Consider the following 17,419-nt stretch of genomic DNA (forward strand, 5'->3'; position numbering starts at 1 on the left):
GCGCCTTGTACCGTTAATAAATTCTTCACCGGTACGGGGTGCGCATTATACGAGAAATCGTTGCTGCTGCAAGCCCTTGAAAGCAAAATTTTTCGCTTTCATCGCGTTTGCCGATTAAATAAGCAACCTGACGTTTTCCTGCGCACCCGTTGCCGATTAAAGCTGCAAAAAGTGTTCGCGGTAGTAAGCCAGCTCCGCGACGGACTCGCGAATATCATCCAGCGCCTGATGTGAACCACTCTTTTTAAAGCCGGGCAGGATGTCGGGCTTCCAGCGGCGCGCCAGTTCTTTCAGCGTGCTGACGTCCAGATAGCGATAATGGAAGTAGGCCTCCAGCTCAGGCATATATTTAAACAGGAAGCGCCGATCCTGACCAATGCTGTTACCGCAAATCGGCGAAGTATTGGCGGGCACCCACTGTTTCAGAAATTCAATGGTGGCCAGTTCCGCCGCCCGATCGTCTATCTGGCTCGCCTTTACCCTTTCTACCAGTCCACTGTTGGTGTGGGTACGAACGTTCCACTCATCCATCAGCGCAAGTTGCGCGTCAGACTGGTGTACCGCCATCACCGGGCCTTCCGCCAGGATGTTTAAACTGGCGTCCGTTACCAGGGTGGCAATTTCAATAATGCGATCGCGCTCCGGATCCAGTCCGGTCATCTCAAGATCAATCCAGATCAGATTCTGTTCATTTCCAGTAGCCATGCTGTTTCCTGCGGTTGCTGTAGTCGTCATTCAGGATGAATAAGGTGTATCATAGACGTTTTGCCCAGCCGGGCGAAATCTGGCTAACACTGTGAGGGTGAGTGAGCAAAAATAAACTGTCGAAGGGCCAACAACGTCGCGTAAGCGCTAACCACGATCGCCGTCTCAACCAGCGCAGAGAGCGTCCGGAAGCGGATGATAATCTGTTTGGTGAAGCTGCAGATGGGGTCGTTGTCAGCCGTTTTGGCATGCACGCCGATGTCGAGGACAGCGCAGGCGTCGCCCACCGCTGTAATATTCGTCGTACCATCCGTTCGCTGGTGACCGGCGACCGCGTGCTGTGGCGTCCGGCGCTGAGCGGTGGCAAAGGTATTGTCGAGGCGGTGCATGAGCGCACCAGCGTATTAACCCGTCCCGATTTTTACGATGGTGTCAAACCGATCGCCGCTAACATCGATCAGATCATTATCGTGTCGGCCATTCTGCCCGAACTGTCGCTTAATATCATCGACCGCTATCTGGTTGCCAGCGAAACGCTGGATATTGAGCCGCTGCTGGTTCTGAACAAAACCGATCTGCTGGATGACAAGGCGCGCGCCTTTGTCGATCGGCAGATGGATATTTATCGCGAGATTGGTTACCGGGTGGTGATGGTCTCCAGCCGGGCGAAAAACGGTCTGGATGAGCTGGAAGCCGCATTAACCGACCGCGTCAGCATCTTTGCCGGCCAGTCTGGCGTCGGCAAATCGAGCCTGCTGAATGCCCTGCTCGGCCTGGATAAAGAGGAACAGGTAGCCATTCTGACCAATGAAGTCTCAGATAACTCCGGTCTCGGTCAACACACCACCACCGCCTCGCGGTTGTATCACTTCCCACACGGCGGCGATGTGATCGATTCGCCCGGCGTGCGCGAGTTTGGCTTATGGCATCTTGAACCGGAACAAATCACCCGCGGATTTGTCGAATTTCGTGCCTTCCTCGGCGATTGCAAGTTTCGTGACTGTAAGCACGGCAGCGATCCCGGCTGTGCAATCCGCGAAGCGGTAGAGCAGGGAAAAATCAACGTTTCCCGTTTCGATAACTATCACCGCATTCTGGAAAGCATGGCGCAGGTAAAAACGCGTAAAAACTTCCCTGACGGTGAAGGTTAACGGGTATAACCGCGTCCTGAACGCAGATTTTCATCCGGCGCACGGCGCGGCCCGCTGCGCCGGATTACGCGGCCCCGATGCTGCGCGCTAATCGGTCAGGGGCCCGACGATTCGACGCGTGGCATAAATCGGCTATAGTCGCCATCTGACCGGGGCGCTGCTACAATCCGCTCCCTTTTTTATCAACGTCATGAAAATAGCCAGGAGGCTAAGGTGTTTGATCGTTTGAAACTCGGCTTGAATCATATTCTCCCGAAGAAATGGCTGACTGAACTCGCCGGTTGGGGCGCCAGTCGCCGCGGTGGTTGGTTCACCAAACTGGTCATTGACATCTTTGTCTGGTTTTACAAAGTCGACATGGCGGAAGCGCGCAAGCCGGACACCGCCAGCTATCGCACCTTTAACGACTTCTTTGTCCGTCCTTTAAAAGACGATGCGCGTCCGGTGGATGCTGACGCTAACCTGATCGCCCTGCCCGCTGATGGCGCGATCAGCCAGCTCGGCCACATTGATGGCGACCAGATTTTCCAGGCCAAAGGGCATCTCTACACGCTCGAAGCGTTGCTGGCGGGAAATGAGCAGATGGCGGCCCGGTTTGTTGACGGCGAATTTGTTACGACCTATCTGGCGCCGCGCGACTATCACCGGGTTCATATGCCGTGCAACGGTATCCTGCGTGAGATGATCTACGTACCTGGCGATCTCTACTCGGTTAACCCGCTGACCGCACGTAATATTCCTAACCTGTTTGCCCGCAATGAGCGCGTTATCTGCTATTTCGAGACGGATATCGGTCCGATGGTGCAGATTCTGGTCGGCGCCACTATTGTCGGCAGTATCGAAACGGTGTGGGCCGGTACCATTACGCCGCCACGTGAAGGAGTAATTAAACGCTGGCACTATCCGGCAGCGGATGATGAAGGGGCTGTGGTGCTGCTGAAAGGGCAGGAAATGGGTCGCTTTAAGCTGGGCTCAACCGTAATTAACCTGTTCGCGCCGGGCCGGGTCAAACTGGCAGAAAGCCTCGAAGCTGAAAGCAAAACCCGTCTGGGTCAACCGCTGGCGATTGCCCTGCCTGTGGCGACAGACGTTTCCGACGTTATCGTCGACTAAATTGAGTATCCCCTGTGCGTTCGATTCTCCTCCTGCTGCTGAGCCTGTGGCTCAGCAGCCCGGCCCTTGCGGCCAGCCTGCCTGACGCTAACCAGCTAAAACAGCAGCTGGAAGACGTCAAAGCCGCCAAAAGCTCACCGGCCCAGGCTGAACAGCTCCAGTCCATTGAAGCCGCGATAAATTTCCTCTCTGAACGTGATGACTCGCTGGAGCGTGCCGCCCAGTATCAGCAGGTCATTGATGATTTCCCGCGTCTGGCTCGCGAGTTACGTCAACAGATCACTGCGATGGGCGACAGCGCAAAGACCGTGCGCAGCAACATGAGCAGCGCGGAACTGGATCAGGAGATTCTGCAGGTTAGCAGCCAGCTGCTGGAAGAGGGGCGTCAGGCGCAGCAGGAGCAGGATCGCGCACGTGAGATCAGCGACTCCCTGTCGCAGCTGCCACAGCAGCAGACCGAAGCCCGCCGCGCCATGACCGAAAGTGAACGACGTTTGCAGGCTGCCAGCAACAGCGCCTCGCCGCAGGGCCAGCTGCAACTGGCGGCACGTCAGGCGGAAAATGCCGCCAATAAAGCGCGCGTCGATGAGCTGGAGCTGGCGCAGCTCTCTGCCAATAATCGTCAGGAACTGGCGCGGATGCGCGCCGAAGCGCACCAGCGCAAAGCGGCTCAGCTGGATAATTATCTGCAGGCGCTGCGTAATCAGCTCAACGATCAGCGTCAGCGTGAAGCCGAACTGGCGCTGGCGCGTACCGAGCAGCTGGCGGAAAACAGTGGCGATCTGCCACCGGCAATCAGCGATCAGTTCCGCGTTAACCGCGATCTCTCCGTTGCCCTGAATCAGCAGGCGCAACGGATGGATCTGGTGGCGTCGCAGCAGCGGCTGGCGACCAATCAAATTATTCAGGTACGTCAGGCGCTCTCTACCCTGCGTGAACAGTCACAGTGGCTCGGCGCCTCTAATTTACTGGGTGAAGCGCTGCGGGCTCAGGTGGCTCGTCTGCCGGAGATGCCCAAATCTCAGCAGATTGATAACGAGATGGCGCAGCTGCGGGTTCAGCGACTCTATTATGAAGATTTGCTGGATCGTCAGGAGACACTGCGCAAGGGCCACCAGGCGGATGGACAACCTTTTACCAGCGAGCAAAGGCGAATTCTTGATGCCCAGCTGCGAACCCAGCGCGAACTGCTCAATTCACTGATCTCCGGCTGCGACACCCTGATCCTGGAGATCACCAAACTGAAGGTCGGCAACACACAGCTGCAGGATGCGCTGACCGAAGTGAAAGATGCCACTCACCGTTATCTGTTCTGGACCGCCGACGTCAGCCCGATCGGTCTGAGTTACCCACTGGATCTGGCTAAGGATCTGTCACGCCTGCTGTCGCTGGATACCCTGGGTCAGCTCGGCAAAGCGATGGCGATGATGTTTACCAGCCGCGGCACCGTGCTGCCGATCATTGGCGCCCTGCTGCTGGTTGGCTTCAGCATCAGTTCGCGTCGTCACTTCAACGCCTTCCTCGAACGCTCTGCCAGTAAAGTCGGCAAGGTGACCCAGGATCGCTTCCGGCTGACCATCCGTACCGTGTTCTGGTCGATACTGGTGGCGCTGCCACTGCCGGTATTGTGGGGTACGCTGGGCTATGGCCTGCAGAACGCCTGGCCCTACCCGATTGCGGTCGCTATCGGCGACGGTATTACCGCCACGCTGCCGCTGCTGTGGGCCTTTATGATCAGTGCCGCCTTTGCCCGCTCCAATGGTCTGTTCATCGTCCATTTCCGCTGGCCGCAGAACCGCGTGGCGCGCGCTATGCGTTATTACTCGCTGAGCATCGGACTGATTGTGCCGCTGATCATGCTGTTAATCGCCTTTGGTAATCTGGAAGATCGCCAGTTCTCTTCGTCACTGGGGCGCCTCTGTTTCATTCTGATTTGCGGCGCGATCAGCATCGTTACCGTCAGCCTGAAACGCGCCGGGATTCCGCTCTATCTGGATAAAGAGGGCAACGGCGACAATATGATCAACCGCATGCTGTGGAACCTGATGATCGCAATGCCGCTGATGGCGGCGCTCGCCTCGGCGATCGGTTATCTGGCGACGGCGCAAGCCTTGCTGGCCCGGCTTGAAACCTCGGTTGCCATCTGGTTCCTGCTGTTGGTGATCTATCACATTATCCGTCGCTGGATGCTGATTCAGCGGCGGCGTCTTGGCTTTGACCGCGCCCGTCAACGCCGTGCCGATATGCTGGCGAACCGGGCGCGCAGTGAAGAAGAGAAAGAACAAGGCGCACAGAATACCGACGCGATTGAGATTGAAGAGCCGGTGATCGATCTTGACGCCATCAGTGCGCAGTCGCTGCGGCTGGTGCGCTCAATTCTGACGCTGATTGCGCTGGTCTCAGTGATTGTGCTGTGGTCGGAAATCCACTCCGCCTTCGGCTTTCTGGAGAATATTCAGCTGTGGGACGTCAGCACCTCGGTGCAGGGCGTGGAGTCTATCCAGCCGATTACTCTGGGTTCGGTACTGATCGCCATTCTGGTGTTTATTATCACCACCCAGCTGGTGCGAAATATGCCTGCCCTGCTGGAACTGGCGCTGCTGCAGCACCTTAACCTGACGCCCGGTACCGGCTACGCCATCACTACCCTGACCAAATATCTGCTGTTGCTGATTGGCGGATTGATTGGTTTCTCGCTGATTGGTATTGAGTGGTCGAAGTTACAGTGGCTGGTGGCCGCACTGGGTGTCGGACTCGGTTTTGGTTTGCAGGAAATTTTCGCCAACTTTATTTCGGGTCTGATCATCCTGTTTGAGAAACCGATTCGTATCGGCGATACCGTCACGATTCGCGACCTGACCGGCAGCATTACCCGCATCAATACACGCGCGACCACGATAACTGACTGGGACCGCAAAGAGATTATTGTGCCGAACAAGGCCTTTATCACCGAGCAGTTCGTTAACTGGTCCCTGTCAGATTCGGTGACGCGTGTGGTGCTGACCATTCCTGCACCGGCTAAGGTCAGCAGCGAACAGGTGACAACAATTCTGAAACAGGCGGCTGAACGTTGCAGCTATGTGCTGGATACGCCGCCACCTGAAGTGTTCCTGGTCGATTTGCAGCAAGGCATTCAGCTGTTTGAACTGCGGGTGCATGCGGCTGAGATGGGACATCGTATGCCGCTGCGTCACGAACTGCATCAGCTGATCCTCAGCGGATTTGAGCAGCACGGTATTGAGATGCCGTTCCCGCCGTTCCAGATGCGGATGGAAACGCTGGGCAAAAAGCTGCCGGCCAGCAACGGTACGCCCGCTGCACGCGCCTATAAATCGGGCGGCCTGTAAACGACAACGCCCGGCTTAGCCGGGCGTTGTTGGGTTAAGGCTGGGATTACTGCTTCACAAATTCTTCGCCCTGGGCGATATCTTTCTTCAGCGTATCAAGCATTCCGGTCAGCGCCTGCTGTTCGAAAGGACTCAGCGTGCCAATCGGCTTGCGCTCGGCAATGCCGTTTTTACCCAGCAGCAGCGGCTGAGAGAAGAAACGCGCATGTTCGCCTTCCCCTTCTACATAAGCACACTCCACCACGTTAGCCTCACCGTTAAGCGCACGCACCAGTGATAAACCGAAACGTGCGGCAGCCTGGCCCATCGACAGTGTGGCAGAACCGCCACCCGCTTTGGCCTCGACCACTTCCGTTCCGGCGTTCTGGATGCGTTTGGTGAGGTCAGCCACTTCCTGTTCACTGAAGCTGACGCCTGGCACCTGCGACAGCAGCGGCAGAATAGTCACGCCGGAATGGCCGCCGATAACCGGTACCTCAACCTCGCCGGGCTGCTTACCTTTTAACGCTGCTACAAAGGTATTGGCGCGGATAATATCCAGTGTGGTCACGCCAAACAGACGGTTTTTGTCGTAAACCCCGTGTTTTTTCAGCACTTCAGCCGCAATGGCTACCGTGGTATTGACCGGGTTAGTGATCACCCCGATTAAGGCTTTTGGTGCCGTCGTCGCCACCTGATCGATCAGATTGCGCACAATACCGGCATTAACGTTGAACAGGTCGGCGCGATCCATACCAGGCTTACGCGCTACCCCGGCAGAGATCAGTACCACATCGGCACCCTGCAAAGCGGGCGTGGCGTCTTCCCCACTAAATCCCTTGATAGCCACCGCCGTCGGAATATGGCTAAGATCGACAGCTACGCCCGGTGTCACCGGCGCGATGTCATACAGTGAAAGTTCTGAACCTGCGGGAAGCTGGGTTTTGAGTAGAAGTGCGAGCGCCTGGCCTATGCCGCCAGCGGCACCGAGTACGGCAACTTTCATTCTTGACTCCTTATTAAGGTGGGGCAGAGAAGAGCCGGAATTCCATCTGTGTCAGACCTTAATCAACTGCTCAGGCGATGACGCGTATCCGTTGTTAATTCTACGTGTTTTCACACATGATCTCCGGATTCAAAAGTTACTTATCATCTTTATACCTGAATGACCGACAACTTTGCCGTCGGCAGACAGAGAACGGCTGCGTGCGTTTTCTGTTACTACACCACCAATAATATAACAACTTTGCAACCTTCGCATTTCGGTGCTGTGACGGGGGTTTTGGTCTGAAGCGATTTCTTTGCTATTATCGCCGCCCGCTAGCCGCCCGAATCCTGCTCATCAATCAACCGATTGCATAAAAATGCATTTAAATGCATAATCACCACTCTGCCGCGGGCGGATGTGCGGTTATTCCCTCTATTTATTGGTAACCTATGCGAAACCCATCGAAACAAGACGATCTGATCAAGGCTTTCAAGGCCTTATTAAAAGAAGAAAAATTCAGTTCCCAGGGCGAAATCGTTCAGGCGCTCCAGGATGAAGGCTTCGAGAACATTAACCAGTCAAAGGTTTCTCGTATGCTGACCAAATTTGGCGCGGTACGCACCCGCAATGCCAAAATGGAGATGGTTTACTGCTTGCCCGCCGAACTTGGCGTGCCGACCACCACCAGTCCGTTGAAAAACCTGGTTCTGGACATCGATTACAACGATGCGCTGGTGGTGATTCACACCAGCCCAGGCGCTGCGCAGCTGATTGCGCGCCTGCTCGACTCACTGGGTAAATCGGAAGGCATCCTGGGCACCATCGCCGGGGATGACACCATTTTTATCACCCGCGCACGTGACTTCACGGTTAAGCAACTGCACAGCGCCATTCTTAACCTGTTTGAGCAGGAACTCTGATAGCTGGCCTGTTGACTGAGCATGATCGTGCCAGTCAACAGCCTGTTTTGCCCGCCCCTGCCACTTCCGTTGCTCTCTCCTTATTAAAATCAGTGTGTTAGCATCACGCTCTTGTTGTTTTTTCTAGTCTGTGTAATGGTCATACCTTTTGCTCTGCTTAACCTTTTGCGCTACTTTACACTGCTTTACATCACCAAACTGGCGACATTACCCAGATCTGAATCAAAGTCCAGGCTGATCGACCGCCCCTTTCCGCACAAAAAGATAAAGTGACTTATCCCGCTGTTTTTCCACCAAAAATGACTGAAAAGGTCATTTTTCAGTCGGTTTTTATAACGCTGGGTTATTAAAAGTAGCCATAAGGATAAAGAATCACAAAAAAACATTATTAGCGGGGTATTAATTTCTTCCGTTATTAGTTCTATACTTCTTTTCGTGATGCAAATCACACCAAATAAAAATATAAAAATTGACGACGAGGAAAAAGACATGAACGTAAAAACGACTATCGCCACCCTGAGCATTCTCTCTGCCCTTTCTTTTGGCGCTGTTGCAGCAGAATCTGTTAACGCCGCCCAGGCGCAGGATCTGCAACCCGCAGGCACCATCAGCGTCAGCGGCGTTGCTGGCTCACCAATGGAAATTAATCAGCAGCTGAGTGCTAAAGCCGATCAGCAGGGTGCAAAAGCCTATCGCGTGATCGAGGCGTACAACAACGGCAACTATCACGCCACTGCCCGTCTGTACAACTAAGTTCAGCGTAATCAGATATCGCCATGAACCCTCTTTTTGACGCGCGGTTATGCGCCTCGGCGGGTTCAGGCAAACATTTTCAGGAGAGTTGATCATGAAATCTTTTGCTATCGCCGTACTGAGTCTGGCTTCGGTGTTCTCAATGGGCGCCAGCGCAGCCAGCCTGGTATCGAATCAACAGGCACAGAGCCAGAATCTGCAACCGATGAACCAGACCATCATTGTCAGCGGCCGTGACGGCGATCAGACCAATATCCGTCAGGTTCTGTCTGAGAAAGCTGATGCGCAGGGTGCCAGCCACTATCGCATCATCGAGAACAACCAGGATGACACCTATCACGTCACCGCTGAGCTCTATAAGTAATCAACCGTAACGACGCCATGAACGGCGCCGGACATGTATCGACGACCCGCTTCTTTCTTTTCACCGCAGGTTGTTGAACGTAATGAGGAGACGAATAATGAAAATCAAAACAACCATCGCTACAGTCAGCCTGCTTTCCGTTATGGCGTTCGGCGCTTCTGCCGCACAGCTGGTAACCGGTGAGCAGACGCAAAACCTGCAGCCTGCGGGCACCGTGACCATCAGTGGTACTGCTGGCGCGCCGATGGATTATCGGGCTGAGCTTTCTCAGAAAGCCGATGAACAGGGTGCCAGTGCCTATAAAGTGATTGAGGCCCGTACCGGCGATAATTATCACTTCACCGCGCAGCTCTATAAGTAATTCCTCGTCAGATTTATGACGAACCCTTTGGCCCCGTTCGCCGGGGCCCTTTTTCATCTGACGTTAAAGTGCAGCTGACCTTCCCGCTCTTCTTCCGCTTCGTCAAACAGCAAAATCAGCGCGCCATAGCGTCGTCGTTGCCCTTTCCCCAGATTCACAAACTCAATTTCCAGCGGCATCGGCAACAGATCGCCGGTGACCACATCCCATAGTCCATCCAGATCGCAGATCCGCCGCTCCTGCAGCGCAAAACGCTCGCTGAACTGGCGGAAAAAATGGGCCTGATCGACTATCTCGTTGAAATCAAAACGCTCGGTTTTCATGCTGACGGCTCCCATCCTCCGTCTGCGGGCGACCCGCGCCGCCCGTTTCTGCCCGCTAGCCCAAACCGCCGAGATGCAGCGCTTTGACCTCCAGATACTCTTCCATACCCAGCACGGAACCTTCGCGCCCCAGGCCCGACTCTTTCACGCCACCAAACGGTGCGACTTCAGTCGACACGGCGCATTCATTTATCCCGATCATGCCGCTTTCCAGCGCAGCAGAGACGCGGAATACCCGCTGCAGGTTCTGGGTGTAGAAATAGGCTGCCAGACCAAATGGCGTATCGTTGGCGCGTCGGATCACTTCCGCTTCATCATCGAAACGGAAACAGGCGGCGACCGGGCCAAACGTCTCTTCCTGCGCCAGCTGCATTCCTTCGTGCGCCTCGGTAATTACCGTTGGTTGCCAGAAGTTGCCGCCCAGCGCATGGCGCTCGCCTCCGGCCAACAGTTTGCCGCCTTTGGCAACCGCGTCCTTAACGTGCTGCTCTACCTTTTCCAGCGCAGAGGCCTCAATCAGCGGCCCGACAATCACACCCTCTTCCATGCCGTTACCCACTTTGAGCTGACTCACTTCGTCTGCCAGCTGGCGGGTAAAGCGGTCATAGATGGCGCTATGAATGTAGAAGCGGTTCACACTGACGCAGACCTGACCCGCATTACGGAATTTATTGGCGATCGCGCCCTGCACAGCAGCATCAATATCCGCATCCTCAAACACGATATAAGGTGCATTGCCGCCCAGCTCCATGGAGACTTTTTTCATGGTCTCCGCAGCATTGCGCATCAGCAGTTTGCCGACCTCGGTTGAACCGGTGAACGAGATTTTACGCACCGCTTTACTGGCCATGATGGCGTCGCTGATCGCATGGGTATCCCCCGCCACCGCGTTGAGTACGCCATCCGGCACGCCCGCCTGTTTCGCTAATGCCAGTAAGGCAAAGGCAGACAGCGGCGTATTATTGGCGGGTTTAATGATGCCGGTACAGCCTGCCGCCAGCGCCGGACCCAGCTTGCGCGTCAGCATCGCCATCGGGAAATTCCACGGCGTGATGGCAGCAACCACGCCAATCGGTTCGCGGGTCGCCAGAATACGGGAACCCGGTTTGGCTGGCGGGATGATTTCACCGTTGGCGCGTTTTGCCTGTTCGGCAAACCATTGAATAAAGCTGGCGGCATACTCCACTTCGCCTTCCGCCTCTTTCAGCGGTTTCCCCTGCTCGGCGGTCATCAGCTCGCCCAGCCAGCGCTTGTTATCAATTATCAGTTGATACCAGCGATAAAGGATTTCAGCACGTGCTTTGGCGGTCAGGGCGCGCCAGGCGGGGAAGGCACGCTCAGCGGCAGCAATCGCCTGCTCCGTTTCCGCTTTACCCGCTTTAGCGACCTGCGCGATCACCTCACCGGTGGCGGGATTGGTCACGTCAAAAGTGGTGGAGGTGCGATGCCATTGACCGTCGGCTAAATAACCGGTCTGAAACAGTTCGCTTGTGTGCAGTGATGTCATTGATTCGCTCCTGTCATTTTACCCTTCCGTCAGAAGAGTATAGTTGGCAAAAGCGACAGGTTTTGTGACGGCATGGCATTACAGCAGCCGCTGCGGGACGCAGCGGCCGGTTTCAGATTTGGATGAGGGTGTTCTGATACTTGTGCAGCATGGTGGCCAGCCGTTTTACCGGTTCGGTTACGCTGACCGGCGCATCGTACTGAACCAGTTTCTCCTGATAGACCTCCAGCTCCTGCAATAACTGCTCAAAATAGTGCCGACGTTTGTCATCGCTGCTGGCAGAAATCACCCGATCGGCGGTGTAACGCAGCTGGCGGTGGTAGGCGGAGAGATCGGCATTTACCGGCACTTCCGCATTGCGTAACCGCTGATGTCCAATGATCAGCGTCAGCGCGATACGGTATTTGTCGATATCGCCGGGGAACAGGTTCAGCAGCAGAAACAGTTGCTGATAGAGCGCTGGCAGATGATTTTCACGGCGGCGCGCCTGATTCGTGGTCATCGCCGACACCGCGGCATACATAAAGCGGTTAAGCAGTTTGCGTCCGGTACGCGCTTTCGATTTATCGCGGATCAGCAGGATCACCATCATTGCCACAAAACAGCCAATCACCTGACCCAGCACGTTATCAAGGAACACGTTAAATTCGAACTTCATCGGATTATCCAGCACCAGCACGTTGAGAGTACCAATTAACGCGCCGAGGGTGCCTAACTGCCGTCGCTGAATGAAGATCCCGCCAATAAAGCCCAGCAGGCCGATAGCGATACAGAGCAGCAATGCGCTCTGCTGAGTGTTGGGTAAGACATAGATAAAGTAGAGTGCGCCGAGCGGTACTGCCACTGTCATACCGTAGAGGAAATCTTTCGCCATCATCAGCGGATTCGGCATGCGCATCGCCAGTGCGGTAATCACCGCCAGCATCACCATGCAGCCGCTACCGGAAGTCCAGCCGGTGTATAACCAGAACAGCGATCCCAGCGCGGTGGCGACAAACGTACGGATGCCGTTGATCATCGCGTGATGGGTCTCAGCCGATCGCGCCTGAATCAGCACCTCACGCTGCAGGATTTCCTCCTCCAGCGGGGTAATACGGCTGTTACTTTTAATGCCATTGAGCAGCAACAGATATTCCGTCGCCGCGCCAACCCAGCTCACCAGCGTCACCGGCGTGGTTTTGCCGCTGGCGCCAATCACCCGCCGCATCACCTTCATCCGCTTATGCACCTCTTCAACCGTCGTCGCCTCTTTTTCAATCAGCAAACGGTACTGCGGTGGAATGTAGTCGGGGCGCGCATTCTGGATAAGAAAGGTTTCGGCCGCCTGAGTAATCAGGGTCAGCGATAGGGTATTGAGCATCTGCAGACGTCGATTGCTGTTCTTCCAGCGCGAGGATTCCATCATCAGCTGGCTGCGCATACTGTTTAACGCCGTGGTACGGCGCACCAGCGCGCTCCAGGCCTTATCAACCTCTTCTTTGTCGCCGTGCGCAACGCAGAGTTGCAGCAGCTGATAATGTGCCACCAGCAACGCGTCCACCTCAGCATCGATCACTTTTTTTATCGAGCGCGGCGAGAAGATCATATCCGCCAGGATGGCGCACAAAATCCCGAGCACGATCTCACTGCAGCGCTCTACCGCATACTGCGGTGCCAGCGTCAGGCCACCGCTGGCGTCAGCGGTTACCACGATAATCAGTGCGGTATAGCCCGCCAGCCCCAGGGCGTAGGAGTTTTCAACTTTAATCAGCGACGAGAGCCAGACGCAGAGACCGGCCCAGATGCAGCAGAGCAGTAGCATCACTACCGGTGCGCGCACCGTGGCGATCATAATGGTCAGGGCGGCGATACAGCCGATGAAGGTACCAATAATACGCAGAACACCGCGGTAACGCAGTGCGCCTGAATAGGGATCGCCACCGGCGGCGAAGGCGGTGCCGCCGGCAACAATGCCCGCGGTCATCACCGCCCAGCGAGGCGTTTCGAGGTTAAGGTGAAAACCAATCATCAGCGCGGCAAGCAGCGCGAAGGTCAGCTTCACCGGGAAACGCAAGAACTCGATCATATCGCCCTCTTAACCAAACTCACGCAGGCGATTGAATAGTCGGGTCATTGGCGAAACGTGTTCCGGCTGGCGATCGGCCTGACCGGTGATCACTACCGTTGCCGTGGTGCCTGCCGGGAAGCGGTTGCCTGGCTGTTGATCAAGACGAATACGCACTGGCACACGCTGCGCCAGACGCACCCACTCCAGGTTAGAGTCGATAGTTGCCATGCCTTTGCTGTCGACCGAGCTGCTGCTGTTGGTGACGCCGGCAGCTACGCTGTCCACCGTACCGCGCAACACCACATTACTGCCAAGTGGCGTCACTTCGGCGCGGAAGCCTCGCTCAACGCCGTGCAGTTTGGTCTCTTCCAGGTAGGCCAGCACGTAGAAGGAGTGCTGCTGGACCAGCGCCACTGCCACCGAGCCACGGGTGATGAATTCCCCCTGGTAGACATTCAGGTTTGTCACCCAGCCATCGGACGGTGCCTTAACGGTAGTACGCTCCAGATCAATCTTCGCCAGATCGCGGGTCGCCACCGATTTCGCCAGCTGGTGTTCGCTGGTTTGCAGATCGTTGTTAGCCTGATCGATCGCTTCGCGTGACATGGCGGAGGTGCCCAGCTGATTACGACGTCCCGCTTCACGCCGTTTCTCGCTGACCAGCGCCTGGTAATACTCGACGTCAGCCTGTGCCTGATCCAGCGCTTTCTGGTAGCGCGGCCGGTCCACCACAAACAGGGTATCGCCCTTCTTCACCAGCTGGTTGTCGTGGATCGGGACATCGGTAATCAGACCGGTCACGTCGGGTGAGATCGCGACGACGTCGGCAGCGAATTTTGCGTCACGGGTCCAGGGCGATTCGGTATAAAACACCCAGGCACGAAAAATAATCACCACAGCAATGATGACCAGCAGGATGGTAATCGCGTAACGCGCGATTTTTCTTATGAGTGCTTTCACTTAAACCTCAGACAAATAAACGGGATACAAGGTAAAACACACAGCAGTAAAGCGCTGTATTAAAAAGTGCCGGATGCCAGACAAGATCGTAAATACCGCTCGGCGTCAGCACGCGTTTCACTAACCAGAACAGCATTAGTGAGATAATTAATTCGATGAAAACGGGCGGAAAAGAGAGCCCAAACATGACAAATACCGGAAGCACACTCATCAGAAATCCTTAGTTCGACCTTGCCGGGATACTCCTTTGCCTCGTCAGACGTCGCAGGAAAAGCCACTGGTCGCTCTATCCGAACCCCAGCTGGCTTAATAATAGCGTATCATCGAAGGGCAACAGGCAATGAAGAATCACCGGGAAATACCCCGGCGCGCTTATAGTAACGCGCCTGACTATAAGTTTTCTACAGAATGTGATCTAAATCACTTTTAAGCCAGAGTAAATAATGGAACGACTGAAGGGCATGTCGATTTTCGCCAAAGTGGTTGAACTGGGTTCATTTACCGCTGCCGCACGCCAGCTCCATCTGAGCGTCTCATCGATCAGCCAGATCGTGGCAAAACTGGAAGATGAGCTGCAGGTCAAATTGCTTAATCGCAGCACACGCAGTATCGGGCTGACGGAAGCGGGCAAAATTTATTATCAGGGCTGTCGTCGTATGCTGGCGGAAGCTACCCAGGTGCATGAGCAGCTCTACGCCTTTAATAACACCCCGATTGGCGTGCTGCGTATTGGCAGCTCCTCTACCATGGCGCAGAACGTGCTGGCTGGCATGACCAGCGATATGCTGCGTGAGTATCCGGGGCTGAGCGTCAATCTGGTCACCGGCATTCCGGCCCCGGATTTGATTGCAGATGGCCTGGATCTGGTGATTCGGGTCGGGGCGTTGAAGGATTCCAGCTTGTTTTCACGTCGCCTTGGGGCGATGCCGATGGTGGTGTGCGCAGCTAAGAGTTACCTGGCGCAGCACGGTACGCCGGAAAAACCGGGGGATATCGATAATTTTGCCTGGCTGGAGTACAGCGTACGTCCCGATAATAACTTTGAGCTGATTGCGCCGGAAGGGCTGGTGACGCGACTGGCACCGCAGGGGCGTTTCGTCACCAACGATTCACTGACCCTGATTCGCTGGCTGAAGGCGGGTAACGGCATCGCTTATGTGCCGATGATGTGGGTGATTGATGAGATCAACGCCGGTGAGATTGATATTCTGTTTCCGCAGTATCAGTCTGAGCCGCGGCCGGTTTACGCACTTTATACCGAAAAAGACAAGTTGCCGCTCAAGGTTCAGGTTTGTATCGATTATCTGACCGGCTACTTCGAACAGGTTGCCGAGCAGTATCAGCAGCAGCGTAAAAGCTAACAACCCGCCGGGCGGCGGGTTGTTGAGGTGATATCAGGCGGTGCCGCCGATAGTCAGTTTATCCAGCTTCAGCGTCGGCTGGCCCACGCCCACCGGTACACTCTGGCCTTCTTTACCGCAGACGCCAACGCCTTTATCCAGCGCCAGGTCATTACCCACCATCGAGATCTGCTGCATCGCTTCAATACCGGAACCAATCAGGGTCGCGCCCTTCACCGGTTTGGTAATTTTGCCGTTCTCAATCAGATAAGCTTCTGAGGTTGAGAAGACAAATTTGCCTGAGGTGATGTCCACCTGGCCGCCACCAAAGTTAGGCGCATACAGACCATATTCAACGCTTTCGATGATCTCCTGCGGCGTCGACTTGCCAGCCAGCATATAGGTGTTGGTCATACGCGGCATCGGCAGATGAGCATAAGACTCACGACGACCGTTTCCGGTCGGACTGACGCCCATCAGGCGCGCATTGAGCTTATCCTGCATGTAGCCTTTCAGCACGCCGTTCTCAATCAGCATGTTGTACTGCCCCGGCACGCCTTCATCATCGACCGCCAGTGAGCCACGCAGCCCTTCAATGGTGCCGTCATCGACCACTGTACAGAGTTCTGACGCCACCAGCTGGCCCATTTTACCGCTGAACACCGAGGTGCCGCGACGGTTGAAGTCGCCTTCCAGACCGTGGCCCACCGCCTCATGCAGCAGTACGCCCGGCCAACCCGCGCCCAGCACGACCGGCAGCGTACCGGCAGGTGCCGCCACGGCAGAAAGGTTAACCAGCGCCATTCGCACCGCTTCACGCGCCCAGGCATCGGCACGCACATCGCCGTTTTCATCGGCGAGGAAGAACTCGTAACCGGTACGCCCGCCGCCGCCGCTTGAGCCGCGCTCGCGTTTACCCTGATCTTCGACCTGAACACTAATAGAGAGACGAACCAGCGGACGCACATCAGCCGCCAGCGTGCCGTCCGTTGCGGCCACCAGCACCTGCTCATAGACACCGCTCAGGCTGGCATTGACCTCCTGCACGCGAGGATCAGCCGCGCGAGCCACCTGATCGACACGGTGCAGCAGCGCAATTTTGTCTTCACGCGTCAGGCTGCTGAGCGGATCAACGGTAGAGTAGAGCGAGCGATTCATTACCGCGGACAGCGTGTGTGCCTTGCCGTTACCCTGTTCCCGTACGATGCTGCGCGCCGCTTCGGACGACAGACGCAGGGCATTCAGCGTGATCTGGTCAGCATAGGCAAAGCCGGTTTTCTCACCGCTGACGGCACGCACGCCGACGCCCTGGTCAATATGGTAGGAGCCATCTTTGATAATTTTGTCTTCCAGCACCCAGGATTCGTGGAAACTGGACTGAAAATAGAGATCGGCATAATCCAGACGACGTTCTGAAAGCTGCCCTAACAGGGAAAAAAGGTCCTGCTGATTAATGCCGTTAGCAGTTAGTAACTGCTCACTTACCAGGTTCAGAGTCATCGTTTCTCACTCATTATGTGCTCGGATAATCATAGCCTGCGGTAATTCCGGTACCGCGTCA

General features: G+C 55.6%; 16 protein-coding genes. 8 read left to right on the forward strand and 8 right to left on the reverse strand.

From position 1 onward, the window contains the following. Window positions 1-156: 156 nt before the first annotated feature. Window positions 157-705 carry an oligoribonuclease gene (gene orn, locus HA41_RS12745; RefSeq protein ID WP_094121099.1) on the reverse strand — a complete coding sequence of 183 codons (549 nt, stop codon included), beginning with the start codon at window positions 703-705 and terminating at the stop codon, window positions 157-159. Between the two features lie 101 nt (window positions 706-806). Between orn and rsgA the strand changes: the two genes are divergently transcribed. The 3 genes from rsgA (at window position 807) to mscM (ending at window position 6,316) form a co-directional block, all read left to right on the forward strand. After that, on the forward strand, window positions 807-1,856 hold the full coding sequence (rsgA, locus tag HA41_RS12750; protein WP_094121100.1) for a small ribosomal subunit biogenesis GTPase RsgA: 1,050 nt from the start codon (window positions 807-809) through the stop codon (window positions 1,854-1,856). 213 nt (window positions 1,857-2,069) lie between these two features. Next, complete coding sequence (asd, locus tag HA41_RS12755; protein ID WP_094121101.1) at window positions 2,070-2,969, forward strand: archaetidylserine decarboxylase; 900 nt, start codon at window positions 2,070-2,072, stop codon at window positions 2,967-2,969. A 14-nt stretch (window positions 2,970-2,983) separates the two neighbouring features. Further along, complete coding sequence (mscM, locus tag HA41_RS12760; protein ID WP_094121102.1) at window positions 2,984-6,316, forward strand: miniconductance mechanosensitive channel MscM; 3,333 nt, start codon at window positions 2,984-2,986, stop codon at window positions 6,314-6,316. A 46-nt stretch (window positions 6,317-6,362) separates the two neighbouring features. Here mscM and mdh read toward each other — a convergent pair whose 3' ends face one another. Then, a complete protein-coding gene (mdh, locus tag HA41_RS12765) occupies window positions 6,363-7,301 on the reverse strand; it encodes a malate dehydrogenase (protein ID WP_094121103.1) in 939 nt (312 codons plus the stop codon). A 431-nt stretch (window positions 7,302-7,732) separates the two neighbouring features. Here mdh and argR point away from each other — a divergent pair, with 431 nt between their 5' ends. The 4 genes from argR to yhcN (HA41_RS12785) all read left to right on the forward strand — a co-directional run bounded on the left by argR (window position 7,733) and on the right by yhcN (HA41_RS12785) (window position 9,681). Beyond that, the gene (argR, locus tag HA41_RS12770; RefSeq protein WP_009087485.1) at window positions 7,733-8,203 is read left to right on the forward strand and encodes a transcriptional regulator ArgR; all 471 of its coding nucleotides are present in this window, start codon (window positions 7,733-7,735) and stop codon (window positions 8,201-8,203) included. A 489-nt stretch (window positions 8,204-8,692) separates the two neighbouring features. Then, window positions 8,693-8,956, forward strand: a complete 264-nt coding sequence (yhcN, locus tag HA41_RS12775) for a peroxide/acid stress response protein YhcN (protein ID WP_094121104.1) — start codon at window positions 8,693-8,695, stop codon at window positions 8,954-8,956. A gap of 94 nt (window positions 8,957-9,050) precedes the next feature. Then, window positions 9,051-9,320, forward strand: a complete 270-nt coding sequence (locus HA41_RS12780; RefSeq protein WP_094121105.1) for a YdgH/BhsA/McbA-like domain containing protein — start codon at window positions 9,051-9,053, stop codon at window positions 9,318-9,320. A 97-nt stretch (window positions 9,321-9,417) separates the two neighbouring features. Then, on the forward strand, window positions 9,418-9,681 hold the full coding sequence (yhcN, locus tag HA41_RS12785; protein ID WP_094121106.1) for a peroxide/acid stress response protein YhcN: 264 nt from the start codon (window positions 9,418-9,420) through the stop codon (window positions 9,679-9,681). A 53-nt stretch (window positions 9,682-9,734) separates the two neighbouring features. On the opposite strand, the gene HA41_RS12790 is transcribed toward yhcN (HA41_RS12785), so the two are convergent. From HA41_RS12790 to aaeX, 5 genes are all read right to left on the reverse strand, one after another. Continuing rightward, the gene (locus HA41_RS12790; protein WP_094121127.1) at window positions 9,735-10,004 is read right to left on the reverse strand and encodes a barstar family protein; all 270 of its coding nucleotides are present in this window, start codon (window positions 10,002-10,004) and stop codon (window positions 9,735-9,737) included. 55 nt (window positions 10,005-10,059) lie between these two features. Beyond that, complete coding sequence (locus HA41_RS12795; protein WP_094121107.1) at window positions 10,060-11,511, reverse strand: NAD-dependent succinate-semialdehyde dehydrogenase; 1,452 nt, start codon at window positions 11,509-11,511, stop codon at window positions 10,060-10,062. Window positions 11,512-11,623: 112 nt separating this feature from the next. Then, window positions 11,624-13,576, reverse strand: coding sequence for a p-hydroxybenzoic acid efflux pump subunit AaeB (gene aaeB / locus HA41_RS12800; RefSeq protein ID WP_094121108.1), 1,953 nt, complete (start codon window positions 13,574-13,576; stop codon window positions 11,624-11,626). Window positions 13,577-13,585: 9 nt separating this feature from the next. Then, window positions 13,586-14,518, reverse strand: coding sequence for a p-hydroxybenzoic acid efflux pump subunit AaeA (gene aaeA / locus HA41_RS12805; protein WP_094121109.1), 933 nt, complete (start codon window positions 14,516-14,518; stop codon window positions 13,586-13,588). A gap of 7 nt (window positions 14,519-14,525) precedes the next feature. Beyond that, on the reverse strand, window positions 14,526-14,729 hold the full coding sequence (gene aaeX / locus HA41_RS12810; RefSeq protein WP_031375118.1) for a p-hydroxybenzoic acid efflux pump operon protein AaeX: 204 nt from the start codon (window positions 14,727-14,729) through the stop codon (window positions 14,526-14,528). Window positions 14,730-14,961: 232 nt separating this feature from the next. Here aaeX and aaeR point away from each other — a divergent pair, with 232 nt between their 5' ends. Continuing rightward, window positions 14,962-15,879 (forward strand): HTH-type transcriptional activator AaeR, encoded by a 918-nt coding sequence (gene aaeR / locus HA41_RS12815; protein WP_094121110.1) that lies wholly within the window; start codon window positions 14,962-14,964, stop codon window positions 15,877-15,879. Between the two features lie 33 nt (window positions 15,880-15,912). Here aaeR and tldD read toward each other — a convergent pair whose 3' ends face one another. Next, complete coding sequence (gene tldD, locus HA41_RS12820) at window positions 15,913-17,358, reverse strand: metalloprotease TldD (RefSeq protein WP_094121111.1); 1,446 nt, start codon at window positions 17,356-17,358, stop codon at window positions 15,913-15,915. Between the last annotated feature and the right edge of the window lie 61 nt (window positions 17,359-17,419).

The organism is Pantoea conspicua (assembly GCF_002095315.1).
Taxonomy (GTDB): Bacteria; Pseudomonadota; Gammaproteobacteria; order Enterobacterales; family Enterobacteriaceae; genus Pantoea; species Pantoea conspicua.

Excerpts from the sequence above, each read along its gene's own strand:
- orn (WP_094121099.1), bottom strand. The coding sequence starts at position 705 with ATGGCTACTGGAAATGAACAGAATCTGATCTGGATTGATCTTGAGATG.
- yhcN (WP_094121106.1), top strand. The coding sequence starts at position 9,418 with ATGAAAATCAAAACAACCATCGCTACAGTCAGCCTGCTTTCCGTTATG.
- HA41_RS12780 (WP_094121105.1), top strand. The coding sequence starts at position 9,051 with ATGAAATCTTTTGCTATCGCCGTACTGAGTCTGGCTTCGGTGTTCTCA.
- aaeB (WP_094121108.1), bottom strand. The coding sequence starts at position 13,576 with ATGATCGAGTTCTTGCGTTTCCCGGTGAAGCTGACCTTCGCGCTGCTT.
- argR (WP_009087485.1), top strand. The coding sequence starts at position 7,733 with ATGCGAAACCCATCGAAACAAGACGATCTGATCAAGGCTTTCAAGGCC.
- HA41_RS12795 (WP_094121107.1), bottom strand. The coding sequence starts at position 11,511 with ATGACATCACTGCACACAAGCGAACTGTTTCAGACCGGTTATTTAGCC.
- aaeX (WP_031375118.1), bottom strand. The coding sequence starts at position 14,729 with ATGAGTGTGCTTCCGGTATTTGTCATGTTTGGGCTCTCTTTTCCGCCC.
- mdh (WP_094121103.1), bottom strand. The coding sequence starts at position 7,301 with ATGAAAGTTGCCGTACTCGGTGCCGCTGGCGGCATAGGCCAGGCGCTC.
- tldD (WP_094121111.1), bottom strand. The coding sequence starts at position 17,358 with ATGACTCTGAACCTGGTAAGTGAGCAGTTACTAACTGCTAACGGCATT.
- HA41_RS12790 (WP_094121127.1), bottom strand. The coding sequence starts at position 10,004 with ATGAAAACCGAGCGTTTTGATTTCAACGAGATAGTCGATCAGGCCCAT.
- aaeR (WP_094121110.1), top strand. The coding sequence starts at position 14,962 with ATGGAACGACTGAAGGGCATGTCGATTTTCGCCAAAGTGGTTGAACTG.
- yhcN (WP_094121104.1), top strand. The coding sequence starts at position 8,693 with ATGAACGTAAAAACGACTATCGCCACCCTGAGCATTCTCTCTGCCCTT.